Source organism: Paenibacillus sabinae T27 (assembly GCF_000612505.1).
Lineage (GTDB): Bacteria > Bacillota > Bacilli > Paenibacillales > Paenibacillaceae > Paenibacillus_AQ > Paenibacillus_AQ sabinae.
Map to the genome: position 1 here is coordinate 831,109 of NZ_CP004078.1, position 26,149 is coordinate 857,257.

The 26,149-nt window shown below is 53.0% G+C and carries 24 protein-coding genes; 22 read left to right on the top strand and 2 right to left on the bottom strand.

The features are described from left to right. The first annotated feature begins 19 nt into the window (after positions 1-19). The 21 genes from PSAB_RS03735 (at position 20) to PSAB_RS03835 (ending at position 23,149) form a co-directional block, all read left to right on the top strand. Positions 20-1,384 carry an ethanolamine ammonia-lyase subunit EutB gene (locus PSAB_RS03735; RefSeq protein ID WP_025333258.1) on the top strand — a complete coding sequence of 455 codons (1,365 nt, stop codon included), beginning with the start codon at positions 20-22 and terminating at the stop codon, positions 1,382-1,384. A gap of 22 nt (positions 1,385-1,406) precedes the next feature. Beyond that, positions 1,407-2,108: an ethanolamine ammonia-lyase subunit EutC gene (gene eutC / locus PSAB_RS03740; RefSeq protein ID WP_025333259.1), complete on the top strand. Its 702-nt coding sequence runs from the start codon at positions 1,407-1,409 to the stop codon at positions 2,106-2,108. Positions 2,109-2,127: 19 nt separating this feature from the next. After that, positions 2,128-3,030: an acetamidase/formamidase family protein gene (locus PSAB_RS03745; RefSeq protein ID WP_025333260.1), complete on the top strand. Its 903-nt coding sequence runs from the start codon at positions 2,128-2,130 to the stop codon at positions 3,028-3,030. A gap of 115 nt (positions 3,031-3,145) precedes the next feature. Beyond that, entirely contained in the window at positions 3,146-3,772 is a 627-nt protein-coding gene (locus PSAB_RS03750) for a GntR family transcriptional regulator (RefSeq protein WP_025333261.1), read from the top strand. 29 nt (positions 3,773-3,801) lie between these two features. Next, positions 3,802-4,620: a carbon-nitrogen hydrolase family protein gene (locus PSAB_RS03755; protein WP_025333262.1), complete on the top strand. Its 819-nt coding sequence runs from the start codon at positions 3,802-3,804 to the stop codon at positions 4,618-4,620. Positions 4,621-4,642: 22 nt separating this feature from the next. After that, positions 4,643-5,425 carry an HpcH/HpaI aldolase family protein gene (locus PSAB_RS03760; RefSeq protein WP_051529710.1) on the top strand — a complete coding sequence of 261 codons (783 nt, stop codon included), beginning with the start codon at positions 4,643-4,645 and terminating at the stop codon, positions 5,423-5,425. Between the two features lie 51 nt (positions 5,426-5,476). Beyond that, positions 5,477-7,045, top strand: a complete 1,569-nt coding sequence (locus PSAB_RS03765) for an ABC transporter substrate-binding protein (protein WP_025333264.1) — start codon at positions 5,477-5,479, stop codon at positions 7,043-7,045. Positions 7,046-7,073: 28 nt separating this feature from the next. Further along, the gene (gene nikB / locus PSAB_RS03770; RefSeq protein WP_025333265.1) at positions 7,074-7,994 is read left to right on the top strand and encodes a nickel ABC transporter permease; all 921 of its coding nucleotides are present in this window, start codon (positions 7,074-7,076) and stop codon (positions 7,992-7,994) included. Between the two features lie 15 nt (positions 7,995-8,009). After that, on the top strand, positions 8,010-8,909 hold the full coding sequence (gene nikC, locus PSAB_RS03775; RefSeq protein ID WP_193373913.1) for a nickel transporter permease: 900 nt from the start codon (positions 8,010-8,012) through the stop codon (positions 8,907-8,909). 28 nt (positions 8,910-8,937) lie between these two features. Further along, entirely contained in the window at positions 8,938-9,921 is a 984-nt protein-coding gene (locus PSAB_RS03780; protein WP_025333267.1) for an ABC transporter ATP-binding protein, read from the top strand. Beyond that, complete coding sequence (locus PSAB_RS03785; RefSeq protein ID WP_025333268.1) at positions 9,918-10,883, top strand: ABC transporter ATP-binding protein; 966 nt, start codon at positions 9,918-9,920, stop codon at positions 10,881-10,883. Before PSAB_RS03780 ends, PSAB_RS03785 begins: the two co-directional genes overlap by 4 nt. 77 nt (positions 10,884-10,960) lie before the next feature. Beyond that, positions 10,961-11,800: an alpha/beta hydrolase family protein gene (locus PSAB_RS03790; protein ID WP_025333269.1), complete on the top strand. Its 840-nt coding sequence runs from the start codon at positions 10,961-10,963 to the stop codon at positions 11,798-11,800. A 16-nt stretch (positions 11,801-11,816) separates the two neighbouring features. Continuing rightward, positions 11,817-12,926 (top strand): PepSY-associated TM helix domain-containing protein, encoded by a 1,110-nt coding sequence (locus PSAB_RS03795; RefSeq protein WP_025333270.1) that lies wholly within the window; start codon positions 11,817-11,819, stop codon positions 12,924-12,926. Between the two features lie 74 nt (positions 12,927-13,000). After that, complete coding sequence (locus tag PSAB_RS03800) at positions 13,001-13,426, top strand: DUF1284 domain-containing protein (RefSeq protein ID WP_025333271.1); 426 nt, start codon at positions 13,001-13,003, stop codon at positions 13,424-13,426. A 316-nt stretch (positions 13,427-13,742) separates the two neighbouring features. After that, positions 13,743-15,482, top strand: a complete 1,740-nt coding sequence (locus tag PSAB_RS03805; RefSeq protein WP_025333272.1) for a sensor histidine kinase — start codon at positions 13,743-13,745, stop codon at positions 15,480-15,482. 15 nt (positions 15,483-15,497) lie between these two features. Next, complete coding sequence (locus PSAB_RS03810; protein WP_226991762.1) at positions 15,498-17,129, top strand: helix-turn-helix domain-containing protein; 1,632 nt, start codon at positions 15,498-15,500, stop codon at positions 17,127-17,129. Between the two features lie 74 nt (positions 17,130-17,203). Further along, positions 17,204-18,166, top strand: a complete 963-nt coding sequence (locus PSAB_RS03815; protein ID WP_038595524.1) for an ABC transporter permease — start codon at positions 17,204-17,206, stop codon at positions 18,164-18,166. A gap of 9 nt (positions 18,167-18,175) precedes the next feature. Then, positions 18,176-19,057, top strand: a complete 882-nt coding sequence (locus PSAB_RS03820; RefSeq protein WP_025333275.1) for a carbohydrate ABC transporter permease — start codon at positions 18,176-18,178, stop codon at positions 19,055-19,057. A gap of 58 nt (positions 19,058-19,115) precedes the next feature. Continuing rightward, positions 19,116-20,693, top strand: coding sequence for an ABC transporter substrate-binding protein (locus PSAB_RS03825; RefSeq protein WP_025333276.1), 1,578 nt, complete (start codon positions 19,116-19,118; stop codon positions 20,691-20,693). Between the two features lie 252 nt (positions 20,694-20,945). Further along, positions 20,946-21,770, top strand: coding sequence for a sugar phosphate isomerase/epimerase family protein (locus tag PSAB_RS03830; protein ID WP_025333277.1), 825 nt, complete (start codon positions 20,946-20,948; stop codon positions 21,768-21,770). Positions 21,771-21,787: 17 nt separating this feature from the next. Continuing rightward, positions 21,788-23,149, top strand: a complete 1,362-nt coding sequence (locus tag PSAB_RS03835) for an MATE family efflux transporter (RefSeq protein WP_025333278.1) — start codon at positions 21,788-21,790, stop codon at positions 23,147-23,149. Positions 23,150-23,253: 104 nt separating this feature from the next. On the opposite strand, the gene PSAB_RS03840 is transcribed toward PSAB_RS03835, so the two are convergent. Together PSAB_RS03840 and PSAB_RS03845 are read right to left on the bottom strand one after the other, a co-directional pair. Beyond that, positions 23,254-24,000 (bottom strand): ThuA domain-containing protein, encoded by a 747-nt coding sequence (locus PSAB_RS03840; RefSeq protein WP_025333279.1) that lies wholly within the window; start codon positions 23,998-24,000, stop codon positions 23,254-23,256. Next, positions 23,987-25,060, bottom strand: a complete 1,074-nt coding sequence (locus tag PSAB_RS03845; protein ID WP_025333280.1) for a Gfo/Idh/MocA family protein — start codon at positions 25,058-25,060, stop codon at positions 23,987-23,989. Before PSAB_RS03845 ends, PSAB_RS03840 begins: the two co-directional genes overlap by 14 nt. 145 nt (positions 25,061-25,205) lie before the next feature. On the opposite strand from PSAB_RS03845, the gene PSAB_RS03850 reads away from it, so the two are divergent. Next, positions 25,206-26,087, top strand: a complete 882-nt coding sequence (locus tag PSAB_RS03850; protein WP_025333281.1) for an AraC family transcriptional regulator — start codon at positions 25,206-25,208, stop codon at positions 26,085-26,087. Positions 26,088-26,149: the final 62 nt, after the last annotated feature.

Consider the following 26,149-nt stretch of genomic DNA (forward strand, 5'->3'; position numbering starts at 1 on the left):
GCGGAAAGGAGGCGAATGGATGATTAAGAGCATGAACATGCTCGGGCAGACCTACCGTTTTGACAGTCTCAAAGAAATACTGGCCAAAGCGAACGAGGAGAAGTCGGGAGACCAGCTGGCCGGAATCGGAGCAGCCGATGCCCGCGAACGGATCGCCGCCAAGTTTGTGCTGGCTGACCTGACGCTGAGTGAAATCAGGAATGATCCGCTGCTGCCGCCCGAAGAAGATGAAGTGTCAAGGGTGATCGAGGAGTCAGTCGACGAGACGGTGTATGACGGGATTCGGAACTGGAGCATTGCCGAGCTTCGCGAGTACATTTTGTCCCATAAGGCCGGTCCGGATGATCTGAAGCGGATCGGTACCGGGATGACCAGTGAAATGATTGCCGCGGTCGCCAAGTTGATGTCCAATCTCGATTTGATTGCGGCGGCTTCCAAAATCCGCACGGTTACCCGGTGCAGCACCGAAATCGGGCAGCGGGGCGTGCTGGCGACAAGGGCGCAGCCGAATCATCCCTCGGACAGCATTCCCGGCATTTTGGCCGCGATGTACGAAGCGCTCAGCTATGGCATCGGGGACGCGGTCATCGGGATCAATCCGGTGATTGATTCGGCGGAGAGCGTTCGGGCGATATTGTCCGCAACCAAAGAGGCGATGGACCGGTGGAGCATCCCGACCCAGAATTGCGTCTTGGCGCATGTGACGACCCAAATGAGAGCGATCGAGCAAGGAGCTCCGATGGATTTGCTGTTTCAAAGCCTGGCCGGAACCGAGCAGGGCAATAAGGGCTTCGGCGTGAATATCCGGCTGCTGGACGAAGCGGATGAGCTGATGCGCTTGAAGGGCGCTTCACAGGGGCCGAATCACTGGTATTTTGAAACCGGGCAGGGCTCGGAGCTGTCTTCATACGCTCATTTCGGGATTGACCAAGTGACGCTGGAGTCCAGATGCTACGGGCTGGCCCGGCAGTACAACCCGTTCCTCGTCAACACTGTTGTCGGTTTTATCGGACCGGAATACCTGTATGACAGCAAGCAGGTCATTCGGGCCGGATTAGAAGACCATTTTATGGGCAAAATGCATGGGCTTCCGATGGGTGTGGACGTATGCTATACGAACCACATGAAGGCGGAGCAGAACGATATGGAGAACCTGGGCGTGCTGCTGACATCAGCAGGCGTCAACTTTCTCATCGGCGTGGCGATGGCGGACGATTGTATGCTCAACTACCAGTCGCTCAGCTTTCACGATCTCGCCTCCCTGCGGGAAACCTTTGGTTTGCGACCGGCACCGGCGTTCGAAGAATGGCTCGTCAAGATGGGGATTATGACGGGCGGGCGGCTGACGGAAGCGGCCGGCGATCCGACCCTTTTTATGGGATAAACTACATTTGCGGAGGTGCGCCATGGAAGACCACGAGAAATTTGAGGCGTTAAAGAAGAGCACTCCGGCACGGATCGGGGTGGGGCGCGCGGGAACCCGGCCGCTGACGTATACGATGCTGCAATTCCGGAGGGACCATGCCGCCGCCGTGGATGCCGTGTACGGTGAAGTGGACGAGACGATCCTCCGGCAGCTTGGATTATTCACTGTAGAGACCTGTTACGGGAACAAGGAGACCTATTTGAAACGCCCGGATCTTGGACGCATTCTTACAGACGAGGGCGTGGCTGTCATACGGGAGAAATGCGTCAAGCAGCCGCAAATCCAGATTGTCGTATCCGACGGTTTGAGCGCCGACGCGATTAACGCGAACCTCCCCGATGTGTATCCGGCCCTGCTTGATTCCTTGAGCGTCAATGATCTGAACTGGGGAACCTCATTTTATGTGAAAGGGGGGAGGGTCGCCTGCATGGACCACATCGGGGAGGTGCTGCAGCCGGATGCGCTGGTGCTCCTGATCGGCGAACGGCCCGGGCTGGTATCCGCCCAATCGATGAGCGCTTATATGTGCTACAAGCCCCGCAAAGGCATGATCGAATCGGACCGGAACGTCATCTCGAACATTCACAGGGGCGGGACGCCTCCTTTGGAGGCGGCGGCGCATATCGGCACGATGCTTAAAGGGATGCTGGAGCGTCAGACGAGCGGCACGAATTTTTTCTAAAAAGAGAGGAGGAAGCCGCATGCATGTGGTGGAGCGTGACCAATTCGTATTCAGTTTCTCCGGGAATCACTCGCCGGTATTGACTGTGCAGAGCGGAGAGCGGATTGTTTTACGGACGAACGACTGCTTCTCGGGGCAAATCCGGGGGGATCAGGATCTCGTTACTTCCATCGACTATGGAAAAATCAATCCGGCGACCGGCCCGGTCTTCGTGGAGGACGCGCAGCCGGGGGACGTACTGAGGGCGGAGATTATCCGCATCTCACTTGACGATCAAGGCGTGATCACGACGCTTCCGGACATCGGGACGTTAATTCACCATTCGGAGATCCGGTCGAAATTGGTTCAGATCAGAGAAGGAAGGCGCGTGCAGTTCTCCGAAAAGATCCAGTTCGAGTGTAACCCGATGGTTGGGGTTATAGGCGTGGCCCCATCAGAAGGCGAAGTCGCCTGCGGACATCCCGGCCGGCACGGCGGGAATCTGGACTCGAGCTGTATCGCGGAAGGCGCAAGCGTGTATCTGCCGGTGTTCGTTCCTGGCGCCCTGTTTGGTCTTGGCGATCTTCACGCCCGCATGGGCGACGGGGAAATGTGCGGAACCGGAGTGGAAATCGCCGGAGAAGTCGAGGTTCGCCTGACCGTACTGAAGGGTATACCGCTTGCCGCTCCTGTAGTCGAAACAAAGGATTCCTGGCATTCGATCGCAAGCGATCACGATGTTCTGGCGGCAATAAGGCAAGCGAGTGAAGACATGCAGAGCATGATTGTCCAGCGCTGGGAGCTGACGCCGACGGATGCCTACCTGCTGATGGGGGCGGTTAGCGACGTGCAAATGAGCCAATGCTGTAAGCCTTGTCCGGTAGAGACGGTCGTTCGCGTACGTATGCCCAGGCTGGATGGAATGCCTGGATTGGCCGGATAGATAAAATTTTAAATACCCCATTGAAAAGGAGGGGCGGTTATTTTATATTAAACCTGTATACAACTTGGTATACAAGTATCGCGTGCCAATCGCATGCCGCAAAGGGTGAATTCTGTTGATAGAGAAAAACGATAAGGTTCTTTTAAAAGACACCGCATACGAGAAGATCAAAGAAAAAATGATCCGGGGAGATGAGGAATATACCTCGGAAAATACGCTGGTTCAGGAGTTAAGCATGAGCCGCACCCCCATCCGCGAAGCATTAAACCGTCTTCAATACGAAGGATTCCTGAAAATATTACCCAATCGGGGCATCGTCTTCACCGAGCTGTCCGCCGAGGAACGCAACGAGCTGATCGATATGAGGATCGCCATTGAGACGTATTCGCTGAGGCAAGCCGCTGACCGGATTACTGACAACGACATTCAGGAGCTTACCCGCATCATCGGCATGCAGGAAGAAGCATATCACGCCGGGGATTTTGCCGAACTGGTTGAGAAGGACGCGCTGTTCCATCATTACCTGCTGGAGATCGTCGGGAACTCGCAATTCATCAAGATGTACCGTCACGCGAGGGAGCGGCAGTTCACGGTACGGGCCGGAAAATGGCTCAAGCATCAGCCGGATGTACTGCAGACCTTTATAGAAGAGCACAGAACCATTTTGAACGCGATCATCCGGAAGGATTTCCCCGCTGCGGTTCAACATCTGGTGGAGCATTTGGAAAAAGGGAAGCTGTAACGCTTGAAACGACAGGAGGCGGCATTGCTTTGAAATTTCGAGTAGTCATGGCGCAGCTGGAATCGACATCGGACAAGCAAGTGAACTATGAAAAAGCGGCAAAGGCAGTCCGGGAAGCCGCTTGCAGCCACTTCGCCCAAATGGTTGTTTTTCCCGAAATATTTATGAGCTTTTTCCCCGCACACACTCCAAAGTATATCATCGTGGATGACGCCGAGACACTGGAGGGTCCGTTTGTCACCGGCATGAGGAAGCTGGCGGCCGAGTATGGCGTATGGCTGATATTCGGAATGAAGGAATTGACGGATGAGCATAAGGCGGACCGGGTGTACAACACGGTAGTCATTGTTGATAGCGGCGGCTCGATCGCCGGATCGTACCGGAAGACTCATCTGTATGACGCTTTCGGGCTGAAGGAATCCGACACGATCATGCCCGGCGACCGTCTCTTCGAGCCGATTCAGACCCCATTTGGCAAGCTCGGATTGTTCGTCTGTTATGAGCTTCGCTTCCCCGAGATTGCCCGCTATCAGGCGGCCCGGGGAGCGGAAATCATTATTGTCCCTTCCGGCTGGGTCCGCGGGCCGATGAAGGAGCAGCATTGGAGCCACTTGATCACGGTTCGGGCATTGGAAAATACGGTGTTCATGGTTGCCTGTAACCAGGTGAGCGATTTCTACAGCGGACAAAGCCTTGTCGCCGATCCGATGGGCGTCCTGATGGCCGCCGGACCGGAGAACGAAGCGCTGATCGCTTGTGAACTCGATCTTTCCCGAATCGGAAGCGTACGTTCCAAGCTGCCATCGTATGAACAGCGAAGACCCGAGCTGTATTCATCACTGATTTGAATCCCGGAAGGAGCTGATTGTAATGAATAAATTGAGCAAGCTGCTGCATAATCAACAGTCCGCCTACGGGATGATCGTAACGCTGAAGGACCCTGCCGTCGTCGAGATGCTGGGACATACCGGGTATGATTTTGCCATCATTGATATGGAGCATACGACGATGGACTTCGGGCTGGTGGAGCATATGATCCGGGCAGCGGAATGCGTGAAGGTGTCCTCTGTGGTTCGAACCCCTCAGAATGACTATGGCGCCATGCTGCGTGTGCTCGAAGCGGGAGCCGATGCCATCATGGTTCCTCATCTCACAACGCGGGAACAGGCCGAACGAATCGTCGGCACCGCCAAATACCGTCCAATCGGCTCCCGGGGACTCGACGGCTCCTCAAGAATCGCGCAGTATGGCACTACTCCTTTCCAGCAGCATCTTAAACGCCAAAATGAACGGGTCACCGTGATCGGCATGATTGAAGACGAATCGGCTTTAACCAATCTGGACGATATTGTCAGTGTCGCCGGACTGGATTTGCTCTTTGTCGGTCCTGCGGATTTGGCCGCTTCCTTTGGCTGCCAGGAGCAATTCGATCATCCCATCGTTATGGAGGCTATCGAAGCAATTGTCCGAACGGCGCGCGAGGCCGGGCTTGGCGTCGGCATTCCGGCTTTTACGGCGGAGGAGGTGGACAAGTACTCCAGGTGGGGAGCCAATTTTTTCACAATTCCTCCGATTGATACGCTCCTCTTCAGCCGGGCAATGACTGCCCATCTAAGCGGCGTGAAGCAGAATGAAAGGTTGTCCATGATGTAGGCCGAAGGATGCTTGTCGTTCATATGACCAAATCTAAGGAGGAAAATAAGTATGCGATGGAATCAGGCTGGTAAAGCAGTGGGACTTATGTTGATTGTGTTGTCTATGCTCTTGTCTGCGTGCGGTTCGAATCAAGGGGCGGCGAATGGGACGAAGGCGGAGACAGAAACGAAAACAGAAGCCAAGGGCATGGTTATCACCTTGAAAGGTGACCCTGTCGGCTTCGATCCCCAAAATACGACCGACACCATTTCCAGCCTTATCAATTATCAAATCTACGACAGGCTGGTTACCTTCAACGAGAATATGGAGATTGTCCCCCAATTGGCCAAAAGCTGGACAACCTCCGAGGACGGCAAAACCTGGGCCTTCGAGCTTAACAAGGGCATCACCTTCACCGATGGCACTCCGTTTAATGCGGAAGCGGTAAAGACGAGCTTCGAGCGGGTAGCCGACGAAGGCAAAAATTTAAGTCAGCATTCGCTGGTGGGTTCCTTTATCGATAACATTACCACGAACGGCGAGACCGAGGTTGTCTTCCACTTGAAAGCCCCGCAGGGAGCCTTTTTGGGGAACCTGGCTTCCGTTTCCAGCAGTATCCTCAGTCCCAAGTCCATTAAAGAGAACGAGGAAGGCATCGCCAAAAGCCCGGTGGGAACCGGCCCGTTCAAATTGAAAAAGTTTACGACCGGGGATGCGGTGGTGCTTGAAGCCAATAAGGATTATTGGGGCGGAGCGCCAAAGCTCAGCACCGTCACCTTTAAAAATGTTCCCGAAACCGCCTCCCGGGTCATCATGCTCGAAAATGGGGAATCCGACCTGATGGAAGGCGTTCCGATTACGGAAATCGAACGGCTGAAGCAGAACAGCGAGCTGGTCATCAATCCGATCAAGGCTAACCGGATCGCGTACATCGGGTTCAATACGACGGTCAAGCCTTTTGATCAACCGGCGGTACGCCAGGCGCTGAACTATGCGATTGACAAAGAAACACTGGTGAACAAGCTGTATGACGGCCGGGTTACCGTGGCCACCTCCGCCATCGCGTCGAGAACGATCGGGTACAGCAATGTAGGCTCCTACCCTTTTGATATGGACAAAGCGAAGCAAATGCTGAAAGATGCGGGGGTCGTACCGGGGAATTACACGTTCCGGTTAATTCTGGCCGCCAATGTCGTCCAGGACAAGCCGGCCGCCGAATTTGTCCAGAACAGTCTACAGCAGTTGGGATTCAACATTGAACTGCAAACGCTGGAGCTTGGTACTTACTTGGAGACGCTTAAAGACCCCGGCAAATACGATTTGTTCGTCAGAGGCGCGCTTGCGACCACCGGCGATGCGGACCCCTTGTTCCGGGATGCCCTGTTATCGACCAGCGCTACGAATTATGCCCATTACAACAATCCGGAGGTCGACAAATTGATACTCGCGGGGCAAGCGCAATTCGACCCGAAGCAGCGTCTGGAAAGCTACGCGAAGGTGCTGGAGCTGGTCAAGACCGACGCGCCGTGGATTTTCCTACATGAGGATATGGCTCGCTACGGTATGTCCAAGAAGGTTGAAGGAATCACCTTCCTCCCTACGTATGTCTATGATTTGCGCAAGGCGGTCAAGAATTAACGAATATTGAATTGAAGGAGGAATCCTTTTGTTAAGCTATGTCGTCAAACGGGTGCTGCAAATGATTCCGACCTTGCTGGGCGTATCCCTCCTCTGCTTCATCATCATCCACTCGGTTCCGGGGGATCCGGCGCATTTGATCGCGGGAGTCGATGCGACGGACGAGCAGGTGCAGAGCGTCAGGGAGCAACTGGGTCTGGACAGGCCGTTAATGGAGCAGTATTTCAGCTACGTGTCCAATCTGGCCAAGGGCGATCTGGGCGAGTCGATGCAATCCGAGCGTCCGGTTCTGGAGGAAATAATGACACGGTTCCCCAACACGATCCTGCTGACGGTGTTCTCCGTTTTCATTATGGTGATCGTCGGTCTGTTTGCGGGCATCCTCTCCGCGACGAAGCCGAACAGCATCAGGGATAATGTAACGATGATGTTCTCGCTGTTCGGCATATCGATGCCGGTGTTCTGGTTCGGCACGATGCTCATTCTGTTATTCTCTTACTACTGGCCCCTGCTTCCTTCCGGAGGAAGCAGCGGGTTCCGGCATTTCATTCTTCCGTCTATCGTCCTGGGGCTGTCCTCCTCCGGTGTGCTGGCCAGGTTAACCCGCTCCAGCATTCTGGAGGTGATTCATCAGGATTTTATCCGTACCGCGCGCGCCAAAGGGGTTAAGGAAAGACTGGTCGTCTACAAGCACACCTTGAAAAATGCGCTCATTCCGATCATTACGATCATCGGCCTGGAGTTTGGCACTTTACTCGGCGGAGCCGTTCTGACGGAGACGGTGTTCTCGATGAACGGACTTGGCCGGTTTATTATTCAATCCATCCAGTTCCGGGATTATCCGGCGGTTCAGGGCTGCATTCTGTTCGTGGCTACGATGTTCGTCGTTGTCAATCTTGTCGTTGATCTGTGTTACAGCGCTGTGGATCCGAGAATCCGATATGAATAGGAGGGAGCGTAAGCAATGAGCAAGACTTCGATCCTTCTGATGTCCCAGGAAGCAGGGGAACCGGCATATGAGCGGCGCTCGCCATGGATGCTGATGATTCAGAGGTTCAAAAAAAATAAACGCGCCAATGTAGGCTTATGGATGGTTTTGATTTTTGTCTTTGTCGCAATTTTCGCGAGGTGGCTGGCGCCGTATGATCCGATTGCGCAAAATATGCAGATCATATTGAACGCTCCTTCGCTGAGCCATCCGTTCGGGACGGATGAATACGGCCGGGACATTTTATCGCGGGTGATTTACGGAGCGCAAATCTCTTTGATGGTTGGAGTTGTCGGGGTGCTGATTTCCATCGTATTCGGCGTCGCTCTCGGCACAGTCTCCGGTTATTTCGGCGGAAAAGCCGACATTTTGATTATGCGGATTATGGATGTGTTTATGGCGTTTCCAAGCTTCCTGCTTGCGCTCGCTATTGTCAGCGTACTCGGCCCGGGTATGGTGAATGTGATGATCGCGATCGGCATCTTCTCGATTCCCGCCTTTGCGAGAATTTCCCGCAGTTCGGTCATGTCCGTAAACAGCAAGGAATATATCGAGGCGGCAAAATCGATGGGCTCCAGTCATATGCGCATCATATTCAAGCATGTCATTCCGAACAGCATTGCGCCGATTATCGTCTTGTCCACGATGCGTATAGCGACGGCCATTCTAACAGCCTCCGGACTAAGCTTCCTCGGAATGGGTGCCCAGCCGCCGACGCCGGAGCTCGGGGCGATGCTGAGCTCGGGCAGGGACTATTTAAGATCCGATCCTTATGTCAGCACGATCCCCGGCCTGGCTATCATGTTTATGGTGCTGGCCTTCAATATGCTGGGAGACGGGATCCGGGACGCGCTCGATCCGAAAATGAAGCTGTAAATGCCGTACACAAGGAGGAGGGGAAGCATTGGAACGTGAACTGCTGGCGATAAAAGGGCTCAAGACTTATTTTTATACGGATGAAGGGGTGGTCCCGGCTGTTGACGGTGTGGACATCACCATCCGGGAAGGTCAGACCGTTGGAGTTGTCGGAGAGTCCGGCTCCGGAAAAAGCGTTACCTCCTTAACGGCGATGCGCTTAACCCCGGGGAAAGTGATGGAGGGCTCCATTCAGTTTGACGGCAAAGATCTGCTCACTCTGTCCGAGCAGCAAATGCAGGATATCCGGGGCAATGAGATGGCGATGATCTTTCAAGAGCCGATGACTTCGCTGAATCCGGTGTTTACGGTCGGACAGCAGATCGGGGAAGCGGTGCGGATTCATTTAAAGTACGGCAAGAAGCAGGCGAGAGCCCGTTCCATCGAGATGCTGAAGCTTGTCGGGATTCCCAGACCGGAACAGATTGTAGACGAGTATCCCCATCGTTTATCGGGAGGGATGAGGCAGAGGGTGATGATTGCGATGGCCATGGCGTGCAATCCTAAGCTGCTGATCGCCGATGAGCCGACAACCGCGCTCGATGTAACGATTCAGGCGCAAATTCTGGACTTGATGAAAGAGCTGAAATCGGCGCACGGTACGGCGATTCTGCTCATTACGCATGATCTTGGCGTCGTAGCGGAAATGTGCGACCGTGTGGTGGTCATGTACGGAGGCAAGGTTGTAGAAGAGAGCGACGTGATTACGCTCTTTACCGAGCCGAAGCATCCGTATACGCAAGGGCTGATGAAGTCGATGCCGACGTTAGACTCGGAGGAGAAACGGCTCTACTCGATCAAGGGAAGCGTGCCGGCTCCCGGCAGCTTGCGGGAAGGGTGTTATTTTGCGCCCCGCTGCGAATTCGCGATGGAGGTCTGCCGCAGACAAGCGCCGCAGCTTACGGAAATCGGGCAGGGACACTTCACAAGATGCTGGCTCCATGCACCCGGGGAAGGAGAGGAATCGCCATGAGGCAGTCTTTGGTTGAGGTCAGAAACTTAAAGAAGTATTTTCCGATTAAAAAAGGGATCTTTGGACGGACCGCAGGCCATGTAAGAGCGGTGGACGGACTGGATTTCACGATTTATAAGGGGGAAACTCTCGGTCTTGTAGGGGAAAGCGGCTGCGGCAAGTCGACGACGGGAAGAACGCTTCTCCAGCTGCTCCATCCGACGGAAGGCCAGGTCTATTATCAGGGAAGAAATCTGGTGGGCCTGTCTCCGGCCGAACTAAGGAAGGTCCGCAAGGATATGCAGATGGTATTTCAGGACCCGTACGCTTCCCTCGATCCCCGCCTCACGGTCTTCGATATTATCGCTGAGCCGCTGGAGATCCACAACGCTGCCCAAGGAAAGGAAAAAATACGGCGGGTCGAGGAACTGCTGAACACCGTCGGCTTAAGCGGCTACCATGCCAAGCGGTATGTGCATGAGTTCAGCGGTGGACAGCGGCAGCGGATCGGGATTGCCCGGGCGCTTGCACTAAACCCCATGCTGATTGTCGCCGACGAGCCGGTATCCGCCCTGGACGTATCCATTCAGTCCCAGGTCATCAATCTGATGCAGGATCTGCAGGAGCAATTTGATCTGACGTATTTATTTATCGCCCATGATTTAAGTGTGGTGAAGCATATCAGCACCCGGATCGGCGTGATGTACTTGGGAAGGCTGGTGGAGCTGGCGGACAAGCAGGACCTGTTCGATTCCCCCAAGCATCCGTATACCCGGGCTTTACTGTCAGCCGTCCCGTCGCCGAGTCCGTTGATCAAAAAGGAGCGGATTGTGCTGCAAGGGGATGTTCCAAGCCCGGCCAATCCTCCCTCGGGCTGCACGTTCCATCCGAGATGCAGCGAATGCATGGAGATATGCAAGACGGACAAGCCGGAGCTTATGAAAGTGGAGGGGCGCTACGTCGCCTGTCATTTGTACTCTTAAATGCGAAAGTGAGGCGGACTAGCCTGGGCCGGAGTATATCGCCGGACGAAATCAACGTAAGCGGAGGAGAGCAGGCCATGAGATTGAACGGGAAGCCATCGATAACGCCAGCAAGCGGCGCAACTTCGTTATATGCCTGCCAATACGATCAAAGGTTTTCTTACTGCGCCTATATTCCAGGCCCATCTGCCGAAACCGGCCCGGAGCGGCGCCCGCTGCTCGTCGTGATTCACGGGACGGACCGTTCCGCGCAGCGGTACAGGGACGCATTCCAGGATTTTGCCGACAGCACCGGCACCGTTGTCCTCGCTCCGCTCTTTCCGGCAGGCATCGGAGAACCGGGAGAGCTGAATTCATACAAGATGATGAAGTACCGTGATATTCGTTTCGACCGCGTATTGTTGGCGATTATTGAAGAGTTTACGGCCCGATATGGAATTTCGCAGCGGCAATTCCTGCTGTTCGGCTTTTCCGGCGGCGGACAATTTGTTCACCGTTTCTTTTACCTTCATCCTGACCGGCTGCTGGGGGTATCGGTTGCCGCACCGGGCAACGTTACGCTGCTTGATCCCTCTATGGATTGGTTTACAGGAACCCGCGATTTTAAGGAACAATTCGGCACAGATCTCCGGATGGAGGAGATGCGCCGTGTTCCGGCCCAATTGGTCATTGGAAGCGAAGATAACAACATTCTGCCAAGCGGCAAGGATAATCCGTTTTGGCTACCGGGCGTTGAGATTGCCGGTAATACGAGGCTGGAACGAATCCGGTCGCTGAGGGATAATTGGACATCAAATGGGATTCGCGTCCGGTATGATGAAGTTTCAGGCGCTGCCCATGAAGGCATCAAGCTGCTGTCTCCTGTGAAAGATTTTCTGGCGGAAACATTGAAGGCGAATGACAACCATCTCAAATGAAAAAGGAAGGGATTATATGCAGGTTAGAAAAGTAATCCTCAACATTCATCTGACTCTAAGCTTGTTGGCCGGGCTGTTCATTGTCGTTCTCTCCTTGACGGGCACCGTTCTCGTATTTAAAAATGAGCTTACCCAAGCCCTGTATCCGGAGCTGTTTAAAGTGACCCAAGGGGAGCGGATTTCTTATCAAGATGCTCAAAAGTCCATTTTGTCCCAATATCCCGAAGCGCAGTTTCTGAGAATTTACACTCCTGATGAACCGGTTACAAATGGCTCGTTCCTGTTCTGGATCAATAATGACGGCGAAAGGGTGTATGTATACATGGACCCTGCCACCGGGAACATACTCGGAACGCTGGATGAGAGCGCCTTTCCCAATAAGCTAAGCGTGTTTCATCGCAATTTACTGCTGGAAAAATATCACGGGTTTGAAATTGTCGGGATCGTCGGTTTCATGTTCACGTTCATTCTCATATCGGGTCTTTACCTGTGGTGGCCGGGAATCAAAAGTATGGCGCAGGGCTTCAGACGAAGAAAGGCCACGAATCCGTATATTAAAAAGAATGACCTTCACCGGCTGATTGGAATATATTCCATCCCTGTCCTCTTGATCATCGCATTCACCGGCGCCGTCTATCCGTTTAGCGAGAAGATATTAGGCTGGTTCGGCACAGGCTGGACGCCGCCGGCCCAGAAGCTTGCAGTTCAAGTTAAGCCTGAAGGCAGGCTGCCTGTGGACGAGCTGGTCCGGCTTGCCGAACAGACCACGCCAAGCAGCAAAGCAACCCTGATTATTCTGCCTGCCAAACCGGAGAAGAACATTGACATTCGTCTAACCCGTTCCTATGACCCCGGAGCCGGACATACCGGAAATGTGAAGGTGTGGATGGACCCGTACAACGGGCAGGTGCTGGAGAAATGGGACCCCAAAATCAATAACGTCTTTTACCAAACGTGGGTATTTCCTCTGCACACCGGCGCTTATGGAGGGATCATCACCAAAGTCTTGTATTCCATCGTCGGTTTGATGCCTTCCATATTGATGTTTACCGGTATCTATATCTGGCAGTATAAAAAAAGACGGAGGAAAAAACAGCAGGCCGAGGTTCAGCTGAACGCGTCGTAAATAAATCATCTTCCTTAACGGTTGTAGAACCCTCTTCCTTTCAGTAAGCTGAATATATAAGGGGGAAGACTGAAATGACGATACGACTGCGCGGGCACCATCTGCTCTGCCTGCTGGGATACCGCGGGATGGGATATTCCGCGGATTTTTGCGTGAACATGACGGGGATTTATGAGACCCTTCGAACGAAGCCGGATACCCGGATCGAAATTGTCACAGGAGTAGACGACATTTGCCGTGCGTATCCGCCGGACCAAGATAATCATTGTGATGGAACTGTGCATGAACTGGACCAGGCGGTATTAACCAAGCTCGGACTTGCGCCCGGCTACCTTGGAGAGTGGCGGGAGGTGTGCGGGTACGTAGCCCGGCAGGTGGAGCCGTCCGACATCGAGAATTTATGCGTAACCTGTCCGTGGAAATCCTATGGGGTATGCCAGGAGGGCGTGCAGCTGGTCAGGGAAGGCCGGCCGCTGCCGGAGGTTAAAGCGCAGGCGTAACTACCAGTAATATCGGCCTAAGGATGCTAAATGACCGGAAAGCATGAGCAGGGCTGGGGCGGATATCAGAGCGTTTCAGGAGGCTTATTCCCATCAAGCCACAGTCACAATCATTGAAAGCCCGCGTCAAAGGCTTTCAGAGCTTTGCTCCAACAGGAAGGCACATCGTAAAACATTTACGGGGCCTTCCTTTTTTGTGTCCGCCTGAGATTTGTTGATGTAATTTTTCTGGATTTGGTTTAGCATATAGAGAAGAACGTAAACGCTTACTCTGGAAGCTGCACGGTTCGTTTTTATTAGAGGGTGAGGGATAGACGTGAGGATTAAAACGAATACATTAGGCTTTCGGCTCATACTTCTTTTTGCCGCCATAACGATTCCTCTTCTGGCCGTGCTTTTTGCGGCGGGCTACTATGCCAAGGATGTCGTGCTCGCGCAGGTGTCCAAATCGTATCAGAATCTGGTCAACTCCAATCTTCAAATGATCGAAAAGAGTCTGGATGACATCACGACAAATATGATTGACATGGTCGATCATGACGAGAACTTCCAGAAGTTCGGGCGGCCGGGCCTTTCGGACTCCGATTATTATTTTGCCCAGATGGGGCTGATACAGCGAAACCAGGCTTATCAGGCCTATTACCATACCGTCGATATGTTCTATGCCTACTCCAAACCGAATGATGTGCTGGTCACCTCCAACATCCTCGGCTCTACGGAAAGCTATATGGACAATATCAAAAACTGGATTACCGGCTCCATTCAACATCCCGAATCGTTGGAGAAGCTGCTGTATAAATGGTCGATCGTCCGGATCGGAGACGAGTATTTTCTGAACCGCATCCTCAGTGACGATCTCACCAACAACGCCTATATCGGGGCCTTGATTAATGTCAATTCGTTAAAGTCTGCTCTCGGGAGTCTCAATCTGCAGGCAGGGGGAGACATCCTCTTTGTCGGCAACGACGGAGTCGTGCTGTCCTCTCCTTCCGCATCTCTCGGGGAGGGCTTTCGGCTGCCGGCGGATAAGATGAGCAAGAACTCTTCCTTCTCGTTAACGGCGGGACATAAGCGGCTCTTTGTCATTTCAAGCCAATCTCCTGATATTGGAATCAATATGGCGATTGTCCTCCCCAATTCCGAGCTGCTTCAGGGGCTGAATGATTTTCAGACGCTGGTGAATCTGCTGCCGCTGTTTGTCTTGCTGATTCTGCTTCTGTGTCTGTATATTTTCCGCCGGATGGTGATCCGGCCCATTCTGAAGCTGCTCAGCGCCATTCACCGGATTCGGGGCGGAGCGATGGAGACGAAGCTGCCGGATTCCAAATTGGTCGAATTTCAAAGCATCAATCACGCTTTTAACAGTATGGTGGAGGAAATTCAATACCTGAAGATCGATGTGTACGAGGAGAGGCTGAATGCCCAGAACGCCGAGCTCAAGCATTTGCAGTCACAGATCAATCCCCATTTTTTCCTCAACACGCTGAACATCATCTATCAACTGGCGGATTTGCAGCGGTATGAGCTCGTGAAGAAGACCGTCCGCCATTTGGTGCAGTATTTCCGGTTTATGCTGCAGTCGCAGAGAGACACGATCACGCTCAACCAGGAGCTGGAGCATATCCGCAACTATCTGGAAATTCAGAAGATGCGCTATCAGGATTCCTTTGATTTTGAGATCCGGATTCCGGATGAGTGGCTTGGCGCCTGCATTCCGCCCCTGCTCATACAGCCTTTTGTGGAGAATGCCATGATTCACGGCATGAGTCTGAGAGGAGAGACCTTTATGCTTCAGATTACGGTGAGTCCGCATGAGGACAAGGAAGGGCTGATGCGCATTGATGTGCGGGACAACGGCAAAGGCATGCCGGATGAGAAGCTGGAGGAGCTGAACGCCCCCGAATATGCCCCGGCATCCGAGGACAAGCATATCGGGATTTGGAATGTAAAAAGGCGGATCGCGATGCGTTATGGAGAACAGGCCAGGATCGATCTCAGCCATAACGAGCCGAAGGGCCTCCGGGTGACGATGATTCTGCCGGCCGAATATTTCTGAAGGAGTGAGAACATCATGGAGATGCTGATTGTGGACGATGAGAAATTTGCGGTGGAAGGAATCTACCGCTGCAACGACTGGCAGGCGCTTGGAATCGACGAGGTGCATACCGCCAATCACGCCGATGAGGCAAGGGAGATTATGCATGACCGCCGGATCGACATTCTCGTATGCGATATTGAAATGCCCGACGAAGACGGATTGTCTCTGGTCCGGTGGGTGAAAGAGTACTCGCCGCACACGGAGTCTTTGTTCCTGACCTGCCATTCGGAGTTTGATTATGCGAAGCAAGCGATCAATCTCGGAAGCTCCGATTATCTGCTCAAGCCGGTGGACGGGGAGGAATTGGCCGGAGCGGTCACCCGTATGCTGCAAGCGATCAGGGAAAAAGAGGAGAACGAGCGCTACACCGAGATGTACCGTAAATATTATTCGTTGTGGAAAAAGCAGAAGCCGCGCCTGGTCGAACGCTTCTGGCAGGATTTGCTGTCCAGAAGGCTGCTTTCCTTCGGCGATTTTCTGGAACGCGCGCTTCAGGATGCGCAGATCGACCTGCATCCTGACGACAGGGTGCTGCCGATTCTGATCAGCATCGAGGAATGGAACAAGCCGATGGATTCCCGGAACCAGGAAATCATGGAGTATGCGGTCAAGAAGGCCGCGGAGGAGATATGGCTCGGCGGTCAGCCCGGAGAAGTCATTACAGACAAAACGGGCGTGATGTTTGCCATCGTCTATGATTCCGCTGGAGGAGAATCCGCCGCGGCAAGCGGGCCGGATTCCGGCCTGGACCGGTGGGTTCAGACAGGCAGCCGGTTCATTAACGTGTGCCGGGAGTATTTTTATTGCTCCGTAACCTGCTATGTGGGCAAATATGCCCTCCTTCAGGAATTGCCCGGTCTATGCGAGAGTCTGAAAAATATGGAGCGTGATAATATCACCCGCACGCAATCCGTTCTGCTGTATGCTCCCCAGTCGCTTCAGGCCCTGCCATCCGCCGGTCCGGGGGAGATTCATATCTCGGAATGGGCGAACTATATGCTGAATGGAGACAAAGATACGATGATCCGGCTGATTCACCGGATTGTCAGCCGGCTGGAAGCGATGCCGAATGTTCAGGGCAAGCATTTGTTGACCCTCCATCAGGATACGCTGCAGATTATCTATCATTTTCTTCAGGTTAAAGGGATCAGCGCCAATCATGTTCCGCAGTTCTCCATGTGGGCATCGGCCCAAATCCGCAGCCTGCGCCATTATATGCATTGGGCGGAGAGTCTGGTCTCCGCCGTGATGGAGGCGGCATTCGAGCCGGTTGAACGGGACGGCGTCATCCAGAAATCCATCCGCTATATCCACCATAACGTGGAGGAGGACCTCTCGCGGGAGGATGTGGCTGCGCACGTCGGCCTGAATCCCGCTTACCTGTCCCGGCTGTTCAAGAAGGAGACCGGCCAGAACCTCATCGACTTCCTGATTGAAGCCAAGATGAATCGGGCGAAGGAGCTGCTCGATACAACCGGCATGACGGTCAGCGCCATTGCGCAGCAGGTGGGATATAGCAATTTTTCTCATTTTACGAAGATGTTCCGCAAGCAGTTTGACGTTAACCCGCACGAATACCGGAATGTCACAAAACGAATGGACTGAGGTTACAAAAACGGTGGGGCCTTGTCTCTGCCGAACGTATAATGAAGCCATAACAAATCAAAGAGGGTGGAGTTATGGCTTCGGTAGAGGTCCTGGAAGCAAAGGCTTCCATTACGCGAAGTAAGACAAGAAAAGGAAAGCTGTGGAAGTACCGGTCCCTGATTATTCTGGCCTTGCCCGGAATCCTGCTGATGTTAATCAACAACTATTTGCCGATGTTCGGTATTTTCCTGGCATTCAAGGATCTGAACTACACCGAAGGCATCTGGGCCAGCAAGTGGGTAGGGCTGGACAACTTCAAGTTTCTGTTCGCTTCCAACGATGCCTGGGTGATTATCCGGCATACGATTTTTTACAATCTGGCCTTTCTGATCATCAACACCGTACTTGCGATATTGCTGGCGATCTTGCTGAACGAAGTCAAGAACAAGGTGATGTCCAAGTTCTTTCAAAGCACAGTTATTCTGCCGAATTTCATCTCCATGGTTATTGTCGGTTATCTTGTATACGGTTTCCTCAATCCGGATCTCGGTTTCGTTAACAAGTTCATTATGGAGCCGATGGGGTGGGAGCCGGTTAACTGGTACGCAACGCCGGAGCATTGGCCTTATATTTTAACGATTGTCAACACCTGGAAAAATGTCGGCTATGCGGCCGTTGTTTATCTGGCGGCGATTATCGGCATCGATCAGGAATATTATGAAGCCGCTGTCATTGACGGCGCGAGCAGATGGAAGCAGATGACGAATATTACGATTCCGCTTATCGCTCCGGTCATTATCATCCTGACGGTGCTGGCGATCGGCAGAATCTTCAATGCGGACTTCGGTTTGTTCTATCAGGCAACGATGGCGTCGGGCATGCTGAAGTCGACAACGGATGTTATCGACACTTATGTGTACAACGCGCTGATGGTTACGGGCGATACCGGACTGGCCTCGTCGGCAGGCTTGCTTCAGTCGGTGGTCGGCTTCATCCTGGTCGTGTCGGTGAATCTGATCGTACGTAAATTCAGCAAAGATAACGCCTTATTTTAGGAGGAAAATATGTCGACACAAAAAAGGACTCACCCGCTGATCATTGCGGTTCTGTCACTCTTCAGCCTGGCCTGCCTGATTCCGTTCTGGCTCGTGCTGATGATATCGATTGCCGATGAGAAAGAAGTATTGAAGCACGGATACAGCTTCTGGCCCCAGAAATTCAGCTTTGTCGCTTATCAATTTCTGGCGCAGGACGCCGAGAAGATTCTGAGAGCGTACGGGGTATCCATCTTCGTTACGGTGGTGGGCGTCGTCGTCAGCTTGTTCGTCACTTCGGCGATGGCGTTCTCCATGTCCCGCAAGGACTTTCCGCTAAGAGGCGCACTCAGCATTTACATTCTGATCACGATGCTGTTCTCGGGCGGCCTGCTTCCCTGGTATCTGGTGTACACGCGATTCCTTCATGTGCAGGATACGCTGCTTGCCCTGATTATCCCCGGCCTGATCGGCGGCTTTAATGTCATCATCATGCGGACCTTCTTTACGAACAGTATTCCGCCGTCGCTGATTGACTCCGCCCAGATTGATGGAGCGAGCGAATACAGAACCTATTTCAGCATTATTCTTCCGCTTTCGCTGCCGGTGCTTGCAACGATCGGCCTCTTTATTACCGTATCGTACTGGAACGACTGGTTCACAAGCCTGGTCTTTATCCAGAATGAGAAGCTGTTCTCTCTGCAGTATTTGCTGAACAAAACGCTGATGAATGCTTCGTTTCTCCAGAGTATCGCCAATAAGGCTTACAGCACGACGGCGCAGGTTACCCAGCCTCTGGAATCGATCCGCATGGCTATGGCTATGATTGCGATCGGACCTTTGGTGCTCGTATTCCCGTTCTTGCAAAAGTATTTTGTGAAAGGGCTTACGGTAGGGGCAGTGAAAGGCTAATACCGGGACAACCCGGATTAGTATATAGAAACATGAGACGAACTAGGGAGGCTGCAATATGAAATGGTTAAAGAAAGGTTCGGTCATTCTCTCTTCACTTATGCTGACGGTTGCTATGACGGCAACAGGGTGTTCCAGCAGCAATAACGGCAGTAACAATTCACCTCAGGCATCCAGCGGCGGAGACAGTGCAGCTGGCGGGCTCAAGCCGTATGAAGTGGTTATGGTCTTCCCCGACGCGCCGCAGAAGGATAATGAGCTGGTTCAGAACGCAATGAACGATTATCTGAAAAAGACCTATCCGGACATGAACGTGACGGTCAAGCTGAATCCGATCGATTGGGGCGCCTGGAGCGACAAGACGAATCTGATGATGGCTTCCGGGGACAAGTTCGACCTGCTGTTTACCGCGGACTGGCTCGGATTCCAGCAGCAGGTAACCAAGGGTGCGCTGCTTCCTCTGGATGACCTGCTTGCCAAATACGGCCCGGACATCGAAGCGGTCGAAAAAAATTATCATGATCCGGCGAAGCGCGGAGGAAAGCTGTACGGCATTCATACCCATCAAGAGCTGGGCGGCGCGCAGGGCGTGTACCTTGATAAAGCGCTGGTCGACAAATACAAATTTGACCTCAGCGGATTTAAATCAGGCAATGTAGAAGCGCTTGAGCCTATGCTGAAGACGATCAAAGAGAACGAGCCCGGAATCACTCCGCTCGTTATGCCAAGCTTCCCGCTGGACGCTTACTACTCCTCCGGCACGCTTGATCAAATCGGCAACCTGGCCGCTATCAATGTGAAGGGTACGGCGGCCGATGATTTCACTGTCATTAACATGTACAACACTCCACGCTTTCTGGAACTGGCCAAGATGACCAACAAATGGTACAAGGCGGGATACACCAACAAGGATGCGCTGACTCCGGGTCTGGATGCCTGGAAGAAGATTCAGGCGGGTCAAGCCTTCGCTCTGGTAGGAGATATGGATATCCTGGCGAACATGGAGATCGGCTCGGTATCGAAATCGCCGAACGGCTCCCTCAAGGCCGGAAGAGATATGCTGCAGATTCCGCTTAATGTGGACAGACTGCAAACAGGTAAAATGACGGCAACAATGCAGGCTATTTCCAAAACATCGAAGGACCCGGAACGCGCGATGATGCTGTTGAACCTGTTCTTCAAGGATAAAAATCTGCTGACCCTGTTCAACTTCGGTATTGAAGGAACACACTATGTGCTGAAAGACGGACAAGTTGCCCTGCCTGATGGCAAAACGAATAACGATGTCGGATACTACCACGATAATATGTGGCAAATCGGGAACCAAATGCTGAACTATACCCGTGTGGGCGAAGATCCGAACAAATATAAGAACTACGAGAAGTTTAACGAAATGATCACCAAGAATCCTTCCCGGATCTTCGGATTCGTCTTTGACCCGGAACCGGTAAAGAATGAAATGATCACCATCGACAATGCCAACAAAGCATTCGTAGACGGTATCAAGTCCGGCCAGCTCGATCCGGAAGAAAATCTTCCGAAGCTGCTTGAGAAGCAAAAAGCGGCGGGCGCGGATAAAGTCATCGCCGAAGCGCAAAAGCAGCTTGACGCATGGCGCGCGGCAAACGGCAAGTAAGAAGAGAAACATATGAGGATCGGAAAGGGCATAATCTCTAGGGATTATGCTCTTTTTTCGTGTATTGCGAAATGGACAAATAGGGAGGGTCGGGGCTGTTTAAAAGCTGCCGGTCGGATACGGCCTGAAGGGTTTTCGCCCTGTTATAAAAGTCGTTATTGTACAAATAGAGTCTGTATCCGACATTCTCATTCATCCTTTCAGACCCTATACTGGTTAAAGAATTAACGCTAAAAGAAGGGCAGTTGATCTATGTTTCCGTTTAAACTATCTTTAAACGCATCGACCCTGTTTCCATTCGGGTTAGGCATTAAGGAACAGCTTCGCATTGCTGCCGAAGCGGGATATGAAGGCTTCGAAATCTGGATTCGCGACCTGGAAGCCCATGTGACGAACGGCGGTTCCATTCGGGAGCTGAAGCGGTATATCGCCGACACCGGAATCGTGGTTGTGAATGCAATCGCTTTCTTTAAATGGTCCGATCAATCGCCGGAGGTCAGGGAAGAAGGATTAAGGCAGGCCGAGCGCGAGATGAGCATGCTTGCCGAGCTGGGTTGTCCTGCCGTTGCGGCGCCGCCTTTCGGCGAGGTGGGGCAGGTCACGCTGGATGAAATGGCCGTGAACTATGCACGGCTGGCAGAACTCGGCGATCAAACCGGGGTCGTGCCTTACCTGGAGTTTTGGGGAAGGGCGAAGAAGCTGGCGAGGCTCAGCGAAGCGATCTATGTCGCAGCGGAAAGCGGGCGGGCGGACACCCGGATTTTGCTCGACCCGTTCCATATGCACACCGGAGGAAGCCGGCTGGAGGGTCTGTCCTGCCTGAACGGAAACCGAATCGGCATTGTCCATGTGAACGACTATCCGGCGTCGTCCGATCCGCTGCTCGTTACCGATGAGGAGCGTTTGTTCCCGGGTGACGGTGCCGCACCATCCTCCCGGCTCAGCGAATTGCTGCGGCAAATCGGGTATACCGGCTATTTGTCGCTGGAGCTTTTTACCCAAGATTATGGCGATATGTCTGCCGTGGAGGTGGCTTCACACGGAATCAAGAAAATCAAGAAGGCCTACGGGGTATAAGGAAGAAGGCGTGTGACATGAACAGGAACCAGGCAGGGAGCTTGTCCCTGTGGGCCATTTCCTGGCCGATATTTATCGAATCCGCCTTACAGGTGCTCCTTCGGACGACGGATACGCTGATGCTGAGCAAGGTTTCGGACGAAGCGGTTGCCTCTGTCGGCGTGTCGAACCAGATTATCATGTTCGCCCTGCTGACCTTCAATTTTATCGCGCTGGGCTCAACCGTCGTCGTCACCCAGTATCTCGGCTCCCGCCGGACGGGAGAAATCGAGAAGATCGTCGCCTCATCGCTTGGAGTCAATTTTATATTTGGCCTCTTGATGAGTGTGGTTGTCGTGCTGCTTGGCGGAAAGCTTCTGCATATATTCAATCTGGGGCCGGGTCTGTTCGACATGGCCCGCACGTACTTGCTGATAACCGGCGGAGCGCTGGTGATCCAGGCTTTAAACACGGTGACGGTCGCGATTATTCAATCCCACGGGCTAACCCGGCACACGATGATGGTAGCTGTCGGGATGAATCTGCTGCACGTCTTCGGCAACTACCTGTTCATTTTCGGTCCGATGGGGTTTCCCAAGCTTGGCGTGACGGGTGTCGCGATCTCGACGAATGTCAGCCAACTGATCGGCTTAGCCATCAATCTGTTTATTCTCGTGCGGGTGGTCCGGGTACCCGTTCGGTGGTTCAATCTGATTCACTGGGACCGCGAGCTTGTGTCCAAGGTGCTGCAGGTCGGCATCCCCTCTTCAGCGGTCAATTTGTCGTACAACGTAAGCCAGATCGTGATCACCTCCTTTATTACATCGCTTGGCCCCATGATGCTGACCACCAAGATTTACACACAGAACATCTCGTTCATCGTCATGATCATCGCCATATCGATCGGAAGGGGCATCCAAATCATCGTAGGGCATCTGATAGGGGCGGGAGAGCGGGAGGAAGCCTTCAAGCAGGTGCTCCGCAATGTGTTCCGCAGTATGCTGATTACGCTTACGGCCGTCACCGTCATCATCTTCTTCCGCACTCCGATGCTTGAAATGTTCACCGAGTCGAAGGAGATTATCCGGATGGGGTCGGCTCTACTGCTGCTGGGCTTCCTGCTCGAGCCGGGGAGGAACTTCAACATCATCTTCGAGCGCTCCCTGCAGGCGGCGGGCGATGCACGGTTCGCGATGAAATCGGCCATCCTCATTATGTGGCTGTTCAGCATGCCGCTGATGTATTTGCTCGGGATTCATTTGGGCTATGGCCTGTACGGCATATGGGCCGGATTTATTATTGACGAGTGGGTGCGGGGGCTGGTTCTCTATACGCGCTGGAGAAGCAGAGCGTGGGAACGCAAGGCGCTGATGCCCTGCGCGGAGGAGGTTTCGGTCTGACGAAATGACATTCGCGGAAGCATTTCTTTCGGTAAATGGGCTTAAAAATAGGGTGCCGGGACAATGGCTGTCCGGGCACCCTTTTTCAATATATATAATCGCGGTTAGCTGAGGACGATGTTCTCCCGCAAAGGTTCAATGGGGGCTACGCGGCCGTACGCTACCTTCGCTCCTTGCGTCGGAGCGGCCCAGTGTACGGCATTCTTGATCACTCGCAGCACCTCCGGCTGATGATAGATCGGGAAGGTCTCATGCCCCGGCCGGAAATAGAAGAGCTTGCCTTTGCCCCTGCGGTAGCAGCAGCCGCTGCGGAATACTTCGCCGCCCTCGAACCAGGAGATGAAAATCAATTCGTCCGGCGCCGGAATTTCAAAACGCTCCCCGTACATTTCCTCCTTCGGAATTTCGATATACTCTCCCAGTCCGTCGGTGATGGGGTGGCCGTGCTCGATGACCCACAGCCGCTCCTTTTCGCCGTCGTCCCGCCATTTGAGTGCGCCCGTCTTGGTACCCAGCAGCCGCTCGAACACCTTGGAGCCGTGTCCCGAATGAAGAACGATGAGGCCCATGCCTTGAAGTACGCGGTCTCTTACCTTATCCGCGATATCATCCCGCACTTCATGATGCGCCATGTGGCCCCACCAGATGAGCACGTCGGTATTGTCCAGTACTTCCTCCGTCAGCCCGTGCTCCGGTTCATCGAGTGTTGCGGTCGTTACTTCCAATACGTCATCGGTTTTCAGATAGCCTGCAATAGCGTTATGGATACCTTCAGGGTAGATGGCCGCCACCTGCGGGTTGCTTTTTTCGTGACGATATTCATTCCATACGGTTACTTTAAGCGTACTCATTTGTGAGAACCTCCTGTTTGATGGATACCCATTTTTGTTCGGTAAAAGATTCGACGATAGCGTCTACAGCGAGCTGGTTGATATATCCGTCCGCCATTGTGGCGTTCTTGCCGTCACCTCGTCCGTTCAGCAGATTGAAAAAGGCCTGCATTTGGCCCAGCTTGAACGAATCGGGAGTCTGCACCTCACGGAACTCTGTATCGCCTTCATCGGCGAATTTGACCTGGAGCGTATCTTCTTCATCCAGACTGTACACAAGAGCGCCCTTGGTGCCGTAAATCTCAATCCGCTGGTAATTCCCGCGGCCATAAGCAAATCTCGAGATGGTCATGGTGGAGGAGATTCCGCCTTCCATTCGGGAGAGGACGTGGCAGTAATCATCGACGTCAACTTCTCCTGTGCCGGGTCCCTCCAGAAGCTTCCGCTCATGAATGATCGTTCCAGCATCGGCCAGGACGCGCTCCGTATCGCCGACCAGAAAGCGGGTCAGATCGAGAATGTGGCAGCCGAGATCGCCCATGGCCCCGGAGCCCGTCAGCTCCTTCTGGAATCTCCACACCAGCGGTACGTCCTCGTTAATGCCCCAGCTCTGAAGATACTGGCTGTATACATGATGGATGGTTCCAAGCTTTCCTTCTTCGATCAGCCATTTGGCGTACCGCGCGGCCGTTTTGTAGCGATAAGAGAAACAGATCATATGCGGGAGCGGATCGCGCTCCAGCGTTTCCTTGAGAACCGCCGCCTCTTTGGCCGTGAGGGTGACTGGTTTTTCGAGGGCGAAGGGCTTGCGGTGCTCGATTGCAGCTAGTGCAATGGCAAAATGATTGTAGTTCGGCGTGCCGATCGTTACGGCATCAATTTCCGGGTCCTTCAGCAGATCGGTGTAGTTCAAATAGGTGCGTGAATCCGGAATATTCCACTCCTTGCTTCGGGCCGCCAGCCGTTCTTCATTGCAGTCGCAAATGGACCAGATTTCCGCGTCTTCGCTCTCCAGAATCCCTTTTCCGTGGAAATCTGCGATTCCACCTAGTCCGATCATACCGATTTTTAATTTCCCCATTGTCATCATCATCCTAACGGTTAAGATTGGTGGAGACTCCTTTGTCAGTATAGTCTGTGATAGAATGAATGAGGATGGCGAATCTAGACTCTTTTTGTACAATAGCGACTTTTGGAATGATTTAAGCTGATGGGGGTGCTTTCGCTTGCTGGCTGTAAATATCGATCTCGTTCCCCGTATTACATGGATGGGGTTCGTTTCCTATAAGAGTCCGTGGGTTCATTTCAAGCGCAATGTGAACGAGTACATTATGTATCTGATCAAGAGCGGCGAGCTCCATATGGTGGAGGACGGGAAGGAATATATTTTGAAAAAAGGGGATGTGCTGTTACTTGAACCCAATTTGGATCATGAGGGGCTGGAGAAGCATACGTGCGACTACTATTACATTCATTTTAAGCACCCGGATATGGCCCCTGTTAATGTGGAGGACCCGGAGTCCTTTGCCAAAAGGTTTATTTTTGAGGATCAGGGCGCCGAAGAGGACGTCAAATGCTGCTTTCCGAAGCACTTCACCATTACCGACAAATCGGTTCTGTCCCAGATTTACAACAGCCTGAATGAAATGCTGCAGCTGTACCGGCGCAAAAATTACAACCGGAGCCTGACCGCGCTGAAGCTGTCCGAGCTGTTCATCCTGCTCTCGCGAGAGAGTCTTCTGGAGGAGCTTCAGAACAGCCGGAAAAGGACGACAAAAGCAATTGTCAAGGCTCACGGACTGCTGGACTACATTCATACGCACTATCAGAGCAAAATCACGAGCCGGGATATCGAAGCCCTGTTCGAATGCAATTTCGACTACCTGAACCGGACCTTCAACAAACTGACCGGCCACTCGATCACCCATTATATCAACAAGGTAAGAATCGACCAGGCTCAGGAGCTGCTGCAGGCGACGCACCTAAGCATCGGTGAAATCGCCTACCTTGTCGGCTTCGGGGACATCTATTATTTCAGTAAAGTATTCAAAAAATATGCAGGGCTATCGCCCGCCGCTTACTACAAGAAGATACGGGAAGAGGAGTAGCTTATCTCCCGGCAGCTGATCTATATAAGATGAACTTGAAAAAATGATATCAGCGAAAGAAG